Origin of the sequence: Salinarchaeum sp. Harcht-Bsk1 (genome assembly GCF_000403645.1) — an archaeon.
Lineage (GTDB): Archaea > Halobacteriota > Halobacteria > Halobacteriales > Salinarchaeaceae > Salinarchaeum.
This window is the reverse complement of record NC_021313.1, coordinates 2,604,949-2,617,126: the sequence shown is the minus strand read 5'-3', so window position 1 is coordinate 2,617,126 and position 12,178 is coordinate 2,604,949. Positions and strand designations below refer to the sequence as shown.

Genomic DNA, 12,178 nt, shown 5'->3' with positions numbered 1-12,178 from the left:
GCGGCTATCCGGCGTCAGCAACCCTCGGGCGTCATCGGCCGTTGGCGTCAGCAGCCGTTGGGCGTCAGGAAGTGCCGGTAGTCAGCGACCGTCAGTGGTCAGCGACCGAAGGATGCTCCCGTAGGCCGGTCGGCTGACGGCGACGCCGAGCAGGACGCCGAGGATCGTGATGATCGCGAAGCCGCGGAGCTGCCCGAGGTCGAGGATCGCCAGCGGACTCATCGCCACGATCGTCGTCGCTGCCGCCGCGCCGATGACCCAGAACGCCTTGCGGAAGCGGCTCTGGAACACCCGCGTGGAGCTGACGTCGTCTTCCGCTTGTACCTCGTCGGCGATGATGATGAGGTCGTCCACACCCGTCCCGATCACGGCGATGAATCCGGCGACGTGTGACAGTTGGAGCGGCCAGCCGATCGCCGCGGCGAACCCGAGCAGGATGACGACCTCGGAGAGTGCCGTCGCCGCCATCGGTACCGCGACGCGAGGATCGCCGTACCTCGCGAACACCGTGAGCACGACGGCGATCACCGCGATCACGCCAGTGAGCAGCGAGTTCTGTCGGAAGTCCTCCGCCAGCGCCGGGCTGATGAGCACCTGGGTGGAGTCGTCGAAGTCGAGGGTGGTCGGGAGCGCACCGGAGCGCATGTTGATGAGCAGGTCCTGGGCAGTGGCAACGTCGGGCGCGTAGACGACGAAGGATCGACTCTGGCGAAAGTCGCCGGTCTGGAAGCCGCGTGCCAGGTCCCCACCGAGCGGCGAGGAGTACACCGTCTCGTTGTCGACGACGGTGAGGATACAGTAGCTGCTATCCGGAATGTCCTCGGTCGGACAGCGCACCGTCCCCTGGCTGTTGGCGGCGAAGCCGCTGTCTTGCATGAACGCGGTCATGTCGTCGGCAGCGGACTGGGTGACGGTGACCGGAACGAAGGGATTCTCACCGCTGCTGTCGACGGTGCCGGCGTCGAAGTCCTCCTGGGTCAGCAGCGTCTCGCGCTGGGCGCCGCTGCCGTTGGGATTGGGGTAGTGGGCGACGATTTCGACCTTCCCCTGGGGGGCGACGAGCTGCTCCAGGTCCTCGATCGATTGGCCCGGTGCCCTAATTATAATGCGATCGCGTGGCTGATTCCGCGTCTGGGCTCCTCTAACTTCGCCGCCTGTGAATACGGATTCGCTTAGGCGACTGCCGAGCACGTCGACCATCAGGTCCAGGGTGTACTCCGAGACGCCGTGGCGTACGTCGCCGTCGGAGACCTCGAGGCCCGCGTTCCGGAGGCCGTCGATCACCGCCTGACGAGAGACGTCTGCCCTTACCTCGACGGCGTCGTCCGGGAAGCCCTCGTTGTTGCCGTAGTCGACCGACGTGACGACGTCCTCGGTCGAGGCGTTCGTCGCGTCCGCCACCGACTCCTTTACCACGATGCGGTTCTCCGCAGTCACATCGACGCCGGTGACGAGATACCCGTTCGGCGGCGCGGAGATCCGCGCCCCGCCCGCGAGGTCGATCCCGAACTGGATGTTCGAGATGCCAGCAGTCGCGTTACCACCGCCATCGCCCTCTGCGGCAGCGCCGGCGATCGGCGCCCCCGGAAAGAAGAGGAAGAACGCCGAGGCCAGCAGGAGGACGACGAGCAGCAGAACCCGCCAGTTCTCGCGGGCTGCGCCGAGGACGCTCATCGCTTGACCCCCTCGAACTTGTACCAGCGGAGCAGCGTGACGTTGAGCATGTACGTGTTCATGATGTCGGCGGCCAATCCAACGAAGAGGATCGTACCGATCGCGGTCAGCAAATCAATGCCGAAGAGGTACGCGACGATCGCCATCGTCGCCATCGCGGCCATCGACGTGACGGTCATCGTGACACCAGTTTTCATCGAGCGGTGCACGTCGTCGTAGAAGTCCCCGCCGGTGCCGCGTCTGAGCACGTGGTTGTTGAGCAGGATGTCGGAGTCGACGGAGTACCCGATCAACATCAGGAGTGCGGCGACGGTGCCGAGGCTCAGTTCGTAGCCGACGATCCCCATCAGCGCGAGGGGGATCATGATGTCGGAGAACGCCGAGATGACGATGGCGACGCTCGGCACGAAGACCCGGAACAGCGCGAAAGCGATGACGCTCATGCCGACGAACGCCGCGATGATCCCGATGAGGGCAAGTCGTTGCGTGTTCTCGGCGAACGTTGCGTCGACGGAGCTCACACCCTGGACGACGGCGTCGTTCCCGGACGGCGGCTCCAGTCTGTCGTTCGCCTGATCCTGCACCGACGGCCCGTTCTCCCCCGCGTCCGGGCCGAAGGTGACGATATACCGATTCGACTGGCCCTGAACAGTCTGGATGTCCTCCGGCTGGGTGTCGAAGGCAGTCCGGACGTCGTCGGCACTCCCCGTCGTGTCGATGACGAGTTCGGTCCCACCAGTGAACTCGATGCCAAGCGGTGCGGGGGCACCGATGAGCATGACGTTCGCACCGACGACGACGAGGGCGAGCGCGAGGAGCGCCAGCGGTACAGCCGCGAGCTGGCGGTTGGTGTACCGGTCGAAATCCGGTTCCGGTACGTCGAAACTACGCATGCCAGTGCCTCCAATCGGTTCCCGAATAAGCCTTGTTATACCGCTTCGGGTGCCGGTACTGCACGGCGACGACGCGATCGGGCGATGCCGCCGCGACGAAGGACGTGGCTACCGACAGGTGAGCGCGCACAGCGGGCGCACGGGTGCGACCGCGATTGATGAGGGCGACGGACTCGAACGCGCAACGAGTCGATCGACCCCGATCGCGACACGCCGGTTCGGCCTGACTCACAGAGATCGACTCCATTCGCCGCCGTCGACCCTGGCCGCTAAACCTCTCGCGTACGTAGGAACGGGTATGACCGAGCGCGACGGAACGGCCCGAGCGATCACGGTGTCCTACCCGGCGGACCTCAGCAAGTGGGGCCGTAGCATCGTCGAAGGAACGCCGTTCCGGGCGTACCTCCGACGCGTCTACGACACGGCTGCCGTCGGTGACGAGTGGTCAGAGTTCGTCGGCGTCGGGTGCTGTGGTGACAGCCTGGACGTGCCGCTACGCGTCGAGGCCGTCGAGGGTGGCGAGGCGATCGACGACGAGACGGCGGTTCGCTTCCGGGAGCGGGAGGCCTGTGGACTCGCCGGGGGCTGGTCGGTCCAGAGCGAAACAGGGCCCTGATGGTGCCGACGATCCGGGGCGCTCAGACGTCCGGCGGGAGTTCCTGGGGCTCCGAGCGCTCGTCGAGCACCCACTCCAGTTCGGCGATCGCCCGGAGGAGTTCGACCTCGAGCTCGTCGGCGGTCGGGGAGGATGGCGGGTCGTTGTCGTCGTACCGGGCCTCGAGGTCCTCGAGTCGGCGACGGATGTCGTCCTCTGCTCGCATACCTATCTCGTCGGGAGCGCCGGCACTTTAGTGGTGCCGGTCGCGTACGGGACTGGACGATCGTGGGGACCGTCGGGGGAAACGGACCGCGTCTACACTGGATCGTCAACGATTCAGTAGTTGCGGCATCGACGGTATTTAAGCCGCCCGTGACCAACGAGTCTGCTATGAAGTTCGTCATCGTCGGTTACGGACGCGTCGGTGCCCGCACCGCACGCATTCTGCGCTCGGAGGGCCACGAGGTACTCCTCGTCGAGAACGACCAGGAGAAGGTCAAGCGCGCGCAGACGGAAGGGTTCGAGGTCCACGAGGGCGACGGGACGACCGAGGACGCCTTCGAGGGGATCGACCTCGAGACCGTCGACGCGCTCGGCGGACTCACGGGCGATCTCAACAGCAACTTCGCGGCCTGCATGATCGGCAAGCACCACGGCTGCCGGACCGTCCTCCGCATCGACGAGGACTACCGCGAGGAGATCTACGAGAAGTACGCGGACGACGTCGACGAGGTCATCTATCCCGAACGACTCGGCGCTGCGGGTGCGAAGACGGCACTGCTCGGCGGAACGTTCAACGTCATCGCGGATCTCACCGAGAACCTCCAGCTCAGCGTCTTCGAGATCGGTCGCGACGCGCCCGCGGTCGGCAAGCGAGTCAGCGAGGTGGATCTCCCGCCGTCGGCCCGGATCTACGCCCACGGGCGCTCCCACGATTCGTTGACGATTCCCCTCCCCGGAACGCAGATCGACTCCGGCGACCGCGTCGCCGTCATCGTCGAGACCGAGAGCGTCCCGGGCGTGCGCGAGGCACTCCTCGGAGCGGCCTGACCGGTTCCAACAGCTATCCCCGCCGCGCATCCGATCCATAGTAGCCGAACCGTCCTAGTCGCATCCTTCCAGCCGAACCGATCCAGCCGATCCCGTCGTCCGATCACACGCCACCAATAGCGGATTCGCTGTCCAGCGTACAGCGTCGAAATCGAGTTCGACGGCGGGGAGCCGCCGTCGGGAGCGGTCGAACGGGAGCGAACGGGAGAGAGCGGTGCGGGCGCGCGCTGGTGAGGATGGGGAGTGGGCAGTAGTGCGCGCCCGGTCTGGTCGGATGGGAGTGTGGCTATTAAATCCGCGTCAGACGAGCGCGTGACTGCGTCGGGGTCGACGGCCGTCTGGGCTGCCGAGACCACGGATCGAGCGGCGCCGCCGCATCGATTCCTCCCAGACCGGTCGCGAACGGCCGGACTCGAATCCAACCCGAGATTCAAACGCTTGCGAGCCGTCGATCGGGTATGGAGGTCGTCAACCCGGCGACCGGCGATCGCATCGACACGTACGACGAGCACTCCCGCGAGGAGGTCGAAACAGCCCTCCAGCGTGCGGACGACGCGTTCGAAGACTGGCGCGGGCAACCCCTCCGCGAACGCGAGCAGTTGCTCGCGAACGCGGGCGAGGTGCTCCGCGAGAACGAGGACCGCTACGCGGAGTTGATGACGAGGGAGATGGGCAAGCCGATCTCGCAGGCCCGTTCTGAGGTCCAGAAGTGTGCGTGGGTCTGCGACCACTACGCCGAGCACGCTGGCGAGTACCTCGCGGACGAGCACCACCCGAGCCCGCCCGGTACGACGGTGAAGACGAGCTACGAGCCCCTCGGGCCGGTGCTGGCGGTGATGCCCTGGAACTTCCCGTTCTGGCAGGTGTTTCGATTCGCGGCGCCGTACCTGACAGCCGGCGACGTCGGACTCCTCAAGCACGCCTCGAACGTCCCCGGGTGCGCGATGGCCATCCAGGAAGTCTTCGCCGAGGCGGGCTATCCCGACGGCGTCTTCCAGTCGCTGTTGGTCTCCTCGGACCTCGTCGAGGACGTGCTCGAAGACGATCGCGTGAAAGCAGCTACCCTGACGGGGAGCGGGCCGGCCGGGCGCGCAGTCGCCGAAACGGCGGGCGCCGAGTGCAAGAAGACGGTGCTCGAACTCGGCGGGAGCGATCCTTTCGTCGTCCTCGACGACGCAGCCCTCGACGACGCCGCCGAAACCGGGGCCTGGGCGCGCAACCTCAACGGCGGCCAGTCCTGCATCGCCGCCAAGCGGTTCGTCGTCCACGACGCCGTCTACGACGAGTTTCTCGATCGGTTCGTCGCCGAAATCGAGTCATACGCGGTTGGCGATCCGATGGACGAGGCGACCGACGTCGGCCCACAGTCGAGCGAGGGGCAACTCGAGACGCTCCACGAGCAGGTCCAGGCCAGCGTCGACGCCGGGGCGACCGTCGTCACCGGCGGCGAACCGCTCGATCGGGAAGGTGCGTACTACCCACCGACGGTCCTGACCGACGTCCCCGAAGGCTGCCCGGCCGATTCCGAAGAGGTGTTCGGGCCCGTCGCCGCGGTCTATCGCGTCGAGAGCGACGGTGCGGCCATCGAGAAAGCCAACGACACCGAGTTCGGCCTCGGCGCGAGCGTCTGGACCGAGGACCGCGAGCGGGGCGAGCGGATCGCGGAGCGGATCGACGCTGGCTGTACCTACGTCAACCAGCTCGTGAAATCCGACCCGCGCGTTCCCTTCGGCGGGGTCGGCGTGTCCGGCTACGGCCGCGAACTCTCCGAGGCGGGCATCCAGGAGTTCACCAACCGCAAGACCGTCTGGATCGAGTGATCGCCGGATGCTGGCGACCAGCCCAGCAGCGGGGAGAATCAATCCGACCCCTGCGAGGTGGGGGTGCTCGATCCCACCGTGAGATATCGAGTACTCGATCGAGTTCGAGGCGGGAGGTTCTTGGTCCCGGCAGGGCTCTCTCCGGGCATGAACGTGGTCGTCGAGGTCGCTGGCGAGGACGCCCGCGAGGTCACGCTCCCGGCCGACGCGACGTACGACGACCTGCTCGAGGCCGTCGACCGCTCCAAGCACGAGGCGACCGCCCTGGTCGACGGGCAGCCGGTACCCGCCGATGCGCCAGTCGACGCGGACGCCGTAACCGTGCTCCAACTCGTCAAAGGCGGATAGCGGACAAGCAATTGCGGACATTTCTGGCGTCAAGTGCGCGGAAGCTGCCCGGACGGGGAAACCCGATCGGACGGCTTTTTCGCGCGACGACCGATCGATCGGTATGAGCGTCGGCGGAGCCCGATCCCCGGTCGTCCGCGTAGCGACCACGGCGGACCACGTCGCGGTCAGCCGCGTGCTCGACGGGGCGCTCCTCGAGGTCGATGGGCTGCGGACTCGCCTCGAAGACGGGACCGTCCTCGTCGCGACCCTGGAGGGAACCTCGGACGCGGTCGTCGGGACCCTCGTGGTCGCGCCGGAGGGCCCGACGAATCTAGACCCGCCTGCGGACTGGCCCGACGCGGCACACCTGCGTGCGATCGCCGTGCGGCGCAAACGTCGACGATCCGGGATCGGCACCGCGTTGCTCGACGCGGCGCGGGAGCGGTGGTCGCCGCTCGTCGCCGACTTCGACGCCGACGTCGAACCGTTCTACGAGGCGCTGGGTGCCGAGTGCCAGGAGACCCCGGACGGGCGCCGATGGGCGCTGCTCCGCGCTCGGTGACCGCACGGGAGCGCCGACGTCGCGGAATCGCCGTCGACGGACGAGACGTTTTTGCCGGCGCGCCGCGAGGCGTTCCCCGTGCGCGAGTTCTCCGCGGAGTACCTCACGAACACCCGACGTGGGATGTGGGCCGACTCGCGAGCCACGCTCGCGGACCTCTCGCTCGCCGAGCGCGATCGGGTGCTCGACGTCGGCTGTGGCACGGGCGAACTCACGCGCGTGCTCGCCGAGGAGACCACCGGCGAGGTCTACGGCGTCGACGCCGATCCAGCGCTCCTCACGGTCGCACGCGAGTACTCGCCGGTCGTCGCCGGGGACGCGCTTCAATTGCCGTTCGCCGACGACGCCATGGACCTGGTCGTCTGTCAGGCGCTCCTGATCAATCTTCCAGACCCCGCCGCTGCCGTCGAGGAGTTCGCTCGGGTCGCGAGCGACGCGGTCGCCGCGATCGAACCCGACAATTCGGACGTGACCGTCGAGTCCTCTGTCGAGCAGGAAGCCACGCTCACGGCGGAGGCGAGGGCCGCCTATCGTCGTGGTGTCCCGACGGACGTGGCCCTCGGCGGCGCGGGGACGCGAGCCGCGTTCGAGGACGCCGGACTGGCCGACGTCCGGACGACGCGCTACGACCACGTCCGGACGATCGAACCGCCGTACGCCGAGGCGGACCTCGAAGCCGTGCGACGGACCGCCAGCGGTGCCGGCCTGGCAGGGGACCGCGAGACGCTGCTCGCTGGCGGACTCTCCGAGGCTGCGTACGACGACCTCCGCGAGCGCTGGCGGGCGGTGGGTCGAGCGGCAATCGAGCAGGTCCGTGACGACCGGTATCGCCGGCGAGAGGTCGTCCCGTTCTACGTGACCGTCGGCACCGTGCCTCCAGGGGCCGACAGGTGACCGCCACCCGGATGCTGTCAGATAGACGATCGTTCGGCGCACTTCCATTCCGGAACGTACGAGCGGTTCGATCGGAGGATTCGACGGTGGTTCCACGTGCGAAGATGGAATGATAGCAAACGGCAGCGAGCGCGTCTTTATCGTCCGAATTCACGGTACGTACCTGGGATCGACGCAATCGTTATGCCGTGGGAGTTGGTAGCCACGTCCAATGAGCTCCGTCGTCGCCGTCGTCGGGACGATCGCGGGGGCCGGGACGACGACGGCCGTGACAGCACTGGGCAGCGCACTCGGCGAGCAACGCCAGCGCGTCGCACTCGTCGACGCGACCGAGGAGGGATCGCGGCTCACCGACGCGATCGACCTCGACGGCGCCGGTGACCTGACAGACGCGTTGCGTCGGGGAACTGCCGTCGGCGACGTGCAGGCCGCGGGACCCCACGACATCGCCGCGTTCCCGGCCGACCCCGACACGAACTGGGGCGCGATCCGCCCGAACGCGGTGGCGACCCTCTACGACCAGCTCCGCGATCGATTCGACGTCGTCCTCGTCGACTGTGGCGCCACCCTCTCGCCCGCCCAGAGCGCCTGGCTCGGCCACGCAGACGCTGTGACGATCGTCACCGATCCCGACGTCGCGGGTGCCGTTCCGGAGACCGTCGCCCTCGCGGGGGCGTTCGACGTGCCGGTCCGAGGCGTGCTGGCCAACCGCGTGCCACCCAAGGAAGTAGACGACGCAGTCGAGGCACTGGAGTCGACCGACCAGCCCGTGCTCGGGGTCCTCCCGGAAGACCCGACGGTCGGCGCCGCCGCCGAGGCTGGCGCCTCCGTCCTCCGGACCGAGCCCGACAGCATGATCGCGACCTGTGCCTGGGAACTCGGGCTCCGGTTCCGCGACGGGGACCACGACGAACCCGTACTCCCGATGAGCGGCGGCCCCTCGCGAACCGCGAGCACCGCCACGGACGACGGTGAGGCCGACGACGGCCAGGCCAGCGAGGAGATCGGCGAGACGGAACGCGAGGAGGCTCACGAACGCGAACCCGACGATTCTGCCCCGACAAGCGACGACGGGAACGATCGAGATGGGCAGACCGACCGGGACGGCGAGAGCGACGCATCGGCCAGCGGTCCGGCGCGATCTGACACGGCCGACGTGGTGGCCGAGGAGTCGGAATCCGAACCGCCGACGTCGACGGGGGCATCGGGCACGTCGACGCAGGGACCTGCCAAATCGGCCGCCCCGGTGAGCGTCGAAGGGGCGGAGACGGTCGCCTCCCGGGACGCTGACGAGTCACGGGCGGGCGGCGCGAGCAACGATCCAAGCCAACCACGAGAGAGCGGTACTGACGAAGCCTCGACGGCCGACGCGGAGGAGACGACCGGTGATGCGGCGTCGACCGACGATACGATTCCGACCGACGACGACCCGTTCACCAACCCCGAAGCAAAGCCGGCGGAACCGCCGACAGATGAGGCGGCGTCGAGGACTCCCTTATCTGCCGAGAAGCAGCAATCGGGAGCCACCGACGACGGGAACGCGTCGGATGGCGATGACGATTCGAAGCCCCTCGACGGCCTGCTGGGCGACGTGAAGGAACGGATCGATGACGATCGGCAGTCGAGAGACGGTGGGCAGAGCGCCGACTCGGCAACTGACGGCTCTTCACTCGACCTGGAGACGGAGGCCGACGACGATTCCAACGAGGACGACGCCGAACTCAGCGACGAGGAGATCGAGGCGGTGTTCAAGGAGACGATGTCGCGCGTGCAGGAACGTCGTGAGCGAGAGGACGGCGACTAGACCACGTCGCCACGAACGGTGACGCCGTCCTGGGCTTCGCGCCAGGAGTGGACCGCTTTCGCGGCGCGTTCTGCCTCGTCGTCTTCCAGGCCGAGTTGTCCGAGCGCTTCAGAGAGTGGCGGGAAGGGGAGCGCCGATTCGCGGAGCTTCTCGAAGGCGGTGTCGCTCCGGACGCCGTCGACCCACAGGCAGACGCCACGAGGGTCGAGCAGTTGCTCGTAGGCGTCACGAGCGACCGCGCCGCGGAGGCGCTGGGTGACGTTGTCTTCGAAGCCGGTGTTACAGACCTCGAGGTGGATCGGCTCGTCGTCGCCGAGGAGGTGCGCCGCGAGGCAGCGCTCGGGAGCGGCGTAGCCGTTGGGGTTCGCCCGGAGGTGCTCGGGGTGCTCCGCAGCCCAGTCAGTGCGGACGGTCGAGCCGATCCCCTCCACGCCGTGCTCGGCTTCGATCGCTTCTGGGTTCGGCGCACCATCCTCATCGAGGTCGCTGTCGTCCTCGAGCAGCACGTCCTTGGTCAGGTAGACGTCCAGACGATCGACGGGGTCCACGCCCAGAGCGAGGTCGCCGTACACCCAGACCTCTCTGACGGGGACGGGCATGCGTTCCGTGGCGACGGCGTCGACGAGGCGTTCGACCCGATCGACGGCCGCGTCGCGATCCATGCCCGCCGATTGACCGGCGAACCGCAAAACCCTCTCGTCTCGACGGCGTCCGAGGGCGACTCGCCAGGAGGATCGGGACCGATTCAGTGTTACCCGACCTGGAGGAAGACGCCGATCATCGTGCGGGTGAACCAGCCGACGGTCGCGCCGATCCAGGTGAGGAACACGAAGTGCATGTAGGCGTTCGCGCTGTTCCCGCCGTCTGCAGCGCGGATCATCAGCGAGGAGATCATCGCGTTTATCAGGACCAGCATGATCAGCAGGAACTCGATCAGCGGGATATTGTAGATGTCCGGGTAGATGATGTTCCCGACGGCCATGTTGTCCGGCGTCTGGAGGCCCGCGGACATCGCCGTGAGCACGTTGACGACCTCGAGCCCGATGAAGAAGGCGAAGGCCGCGGCCGCGGTGATACCGTAGAGGAGACCGACGAACGTGACCGTCGACTGGGCGCGCTGCTCGCGGAGCTGGAGGACCTCCGAGAGGTTCTTGGAGATGAGTTCACCGAGCACCTTCGGGTCACCGCCCATCTCGCGGCCGACGACGTACATCTCGCTGAACTTCTGGATGAGGAAGGAGTGGGACTCTGCGGCGAAGTAGTCCCACGCCCAGAGCGTGTCGATCCGGATGTTCAGCCGCTTGTACAGGTTGTCGATGGTGTCGGTGAGCGGCCCGAACTCACGCGTTCGCAGCGTCGAGAGGACGTTCGAGGTCGTGGACTGCTTGACGCTCTCGCTGGCGCCGAGCGCTCGGATGAAGCTCGCGAACTCCTCGTCCCGGCTCCGGATGCGCTGTTCCTCTCGACGGATGACGATCCCCGGAACGAGCAGCGGCGTGATCGGGATCGCGACGTAGAACGGCAGCGGGATCGACGCGTGGATCGACGGCGGCAGCGGGGGAACGCCCAGCGCCGAGAGGATCGCGAGGACCACGATCAGCAACATCAGGACGATCGCAATCGCGAGGCTCGCGACGACCCGGAGGTCGTAGGGGAGTCGCTTCTCGTCGTCCTGGTACCAGACTGGGTCGTTGGGCGTCATCACCCGGACGGCGTAGAGGAACCCCAGCTGGACGATGAAGAACATCATGATCACCGCGGCGACCATCACCGTCGGGTTCGAGCCGGTGAGGATCGGGAGGACGACCGCGAACACGAGTGCGAACGTCATCGACAGGATCATCGAGAGGTAGAGGTCCTTCAGCACCTCCAGGTTGTCCAGGCTGGACCGGTAGTGCGTGACGTAGTTCCGGATGATCATGTCCTGCTCGGCCAGCAGGAAGTCGCCAAGTTCCTGCCCGGCGTTGAGCGTGTAGGCCAACCGTTCGAGGAAGTCGGCGAGCGCGTCGTTGGGTACCTGTCGGGCGCGCATCCGACACGCGTCGTCGAGGCTCTGGTTCCAGGTATCGACGAGTTCGACGATCCGCCGCATCTCGTCGGCGAGTGGGCCGTACTCCTGTTCGTTCGCGAGTTTGCGAAACACGACGACGCGGTCGATGTTCGTCGTCGAGAGGATCGTCATGTGCGTGACGAACAGGTGGAGCCGGTCGCCGATCGCCGCTTTGGCCCGGTTCTGTGCGAGTTTCGGGTAGATGACAGCGGCGACGACGCCGAGGAAGCCGAGCCCGGGAATCGGCAACCGGAGGACGAGCGGCAGGGGCACCTGGAGGGTCGCGACGAGCGTGAAGACGAAGAAGGACGCCGCGGGCGCGATGACGAGCAGCAGGTACCGCTCCATCGGCATGTCCATCTCCTCGTAGGAGTCGAGGATCGCCTGCGCCCCGAGCAGGAGGTTGCCCTTCGTCGCGCCGGGGTTGCTGCCACTCGTGGACATCGTTCAGCAGGTCACCTCCCCACCACGGCGGACGCACGGTTCGGCGGTCTGTCCCAGCA

Annotated in this window: 12 protein-coding genes; 7 read left to right on the top strand and 5 right to left on the bottom strand. The window is 67.2% G+C overall.

Annotated features, from left to right (window positions below; all coding sequences use genetic code 11):
- Positions 1-81: 81 nt before the first annotated feature.
- Positions 82-1,674 carry a preprotein translocase subunit SecD gene (locus tag L593_RS12045; RefSeq protein WP_020447247.1) on the bottom strand — a complete coding sequence of 531 codons (1,593 nt, stop codon included), beginning with the start codon at positions 1,672-1,674 and terminating at the stop codon, positions 82-84.
- The gene (secF, locus tag L593_RS12040; RefSeq protein ID WP_020447246.1) at positions 1,671-2,567 is read right to left on the bottom strand and encodes a protein translocase subunit SecF; all 897 of its coding nucleotides are present in this window, start codon (positions 2,565-2,567) and stop codon (positions 1,671-1,673) included. Before secF ends, L593_RS12045 begins: the two co-directional genes overlap by 4 nt.
- 298 nt (positions 2,568-2,865) lie before the next feature.
- On the opposite strand from secF, the gene L593_RS12035 reads away from it, so the two are divergent.
- Entirely contained in the window at positions 2,866-3,183 is a 318-nt protein-coding gene (locus L593_RS12035; protein WP_020447245.1) for a hypothetical protein, read from the top strand.
- A 22-nt stretch (positions 3,184-3,205) separates the two neighbouring features.
- Here L593_RS12035 and L593_RS12030 read toward each other — a convergent pair whose 3' ends face one another.
- Positions 3,206-3,388, bottom strand: a complete 183-nt coding sequence (locus L593_RS12030) for a hypothetical protein (RefSeq protein WP_020447244.1) — start codon at positions 3,386-3,388, stop codon at positions 3,206-3,208.
- Positions 3,389-3,555: 167 nt separating this feature from the next.
- Between L593_RS12030 and L593_RS12025 the strand changes: the two genes are divergently transcribed.
- The 6 genes from L593_RS12025 (at position 3,556) to L593_RS12000 (ending at position 9,625) form a co-directional block, all read left to right on the top strand.
- Complete coding sequence (locus tag L593_RS12025) at positions 3,556-4,215, top strand: TrkA family potassium uptake protein (protein WP_020447243.1); 660 nt, start codon at positions 3,556-3,558, stop codon at positions 4,213-4,215.
- Between the two features lie 458 nt (positions 4,216-4,673).
- Positions 4,674-6,035 (top strand): NAD-dependent succinate-semialdehyde dehydrogenase, encoded by a 1,362-nt coding sequence (locus L593_RS12020; protein WP_020447242.1) that lies wholly within the window; start codon positions 4,674-4,676, stop codon positions 6,033-6,035.
- Between the two features lie 147 nt (positions 6,036-6,182).
- Entirely contained in the window at positions 6,183-6,383 is a 201-nt protein-coding gene (locus L593_RS12015; RefSeq protein WP_020447241.1) for a ubiquitin-like small modifier protein 2, read from the top strand.
- Positions 6,384-6,486: 103 nt separating this feature from the next.
- Positions 6,487-6,927: a GNAT family N-acetyltransferase gene (locus L593_RS12010; RefSeq protein ID WP_020447240.1), complete on the top strand. Its 441-nt coding sequence runs from the start codon at positions 6,487-6,489 to the stop codon at positions 6,925-6,927.
- 78 nt (positions 6,928-7,005) lie between these two features.
- Entirely contained in the window at positions 7,006-7,821 is an 816-nt protein-coding gene (locus L593_RS12005; protein ID WP_049894116.1) for a class I SAM-dependent methyltransferase, read from the top strand.
- 211 nt (positions 7,822-8,032) lie between these two features.
- The gene (locus tag L593_RS12000; RefSeq protein ID WP_020447238.1) at positions 8,033-9,625 is read left to right on the top strand and encodes a cell division ATPase MinD, archaeal; all 1,593 of its coding nucleotides are present in this window, start codon (positions 8,033-8,035) and stop codon (positions 9,623-9,625) included.
- Here L593_RS12000 and L593_RS11995 read toward each other — a convergent pair.
- Positions 9,622-10,287, bottom strand: coding sequence for a hypothetical protein (locus L593_RS11995; protein WP_020447237.1), 666 nt, complete (start codon positions 10,285-10,287; stop codon positions 9,622-9,624). The two genes, L593_RS12000 and L593_RS11995, sit on opposite strands and share 4 nt — an antisense overlap.
- A gap of 89 nt (positions 10,288-10,376) precedes the next feature.
- A complete protein-coding gene (flaJ, locus tag L593_RS11990; RefSeq protein WP_020447236.1) occupies positions 10,377-12,119 on the bottom strand; it encodes an archaellar assembly protein FlaJ in 1,743 nt (580 codons plus the stop codon).
- Positions 12,120-12,178: the final 59 nt, after the last annotated feature.

What these genes read in the sequence shown, in the direction of transcription:
- L593_RS12045 (WP_020447247.1), bottom strand. Translation starts at nt 1,674, where the DNA reads ATGAGCGTCCTCGGCGCAGCCCGCGAGAACTGGCGGGTTCTGCTGCTC.
- L593_RS12010 (WP_020447240.1), top strand. Translation starts at nt 6,487, where the DNA reads ATGAGCGTCGGCGGAGCCCGATCCCCGGTCGTCCGCGTAGCGACCACG.
- L593_RS12020 (WP_020447242.1), top strand. Translation starts at nt 4,674, where the DNA reads ATGGAGGTCGTCAACCCGGCGACCGGCGATCGCATCGACACGTACGAC.
- flaJ (WP_020447236.1), bottom strand. Translation starts at nt 12,119, where the DNA reads ATGTCCACGAGTGGCAGCAACCCCGGCGCGACGAAGGGCAACCTCCTG.
- L593_RS11995 (WP_020447237.1), bottom strand. Translation starts at nt 10,287, where the DNA reads ATGGATCGCGACGCGGCCGTCGATCGGGTCGAACGCCTCGTCGACGCC.
- L593_RS12030 (WP_020447244.1), bottom strand. Translation starts at nt 3,388, where the DNA reads ATGCGAGCAGAGGACGACATCCGTCGCCGACTCGAGGACCTCGAGGCC.
- secF (WP_020447246.1), bottom strand. Translation starts at nt 2,567, where the DNA reads ATGCGTAGTTTCGACGTACCGGAACCGGATTTCGACCGGTACACCAAC.
- L593_RS12000 (WP_020447238.1), top strand. Translation starts at nt 8,033, where the DNA reads ATGAGCTCCGTCGTCGCCGTCGTCGGGACGATCGCGGGGGCCGGGACG.
- L593_RS12015 (WP_020447241.1), top strand. Translation starts at nt 6,183, where the DNA reads ATGAACGTGGTCGTCGAGGTCGCTGGCGAGGACGCCCGCGAGGTCACG.
- L593_RS12025 (WP_020447243.1), top strand. Translation starts at nt 3,556, where the DNA reads ATGAAGTTCGTCATCGTCGGTTACGGACGCGTCGGTGCCCGCACCGCA.
- L593_RS12035 (WP_020447245.1), top strand. Translation starts at nt 2,866, where the DNA reads ATGACCGAGCGCGACGGAACGGCCCGAGCGATCACGGTGTCCTACCCG.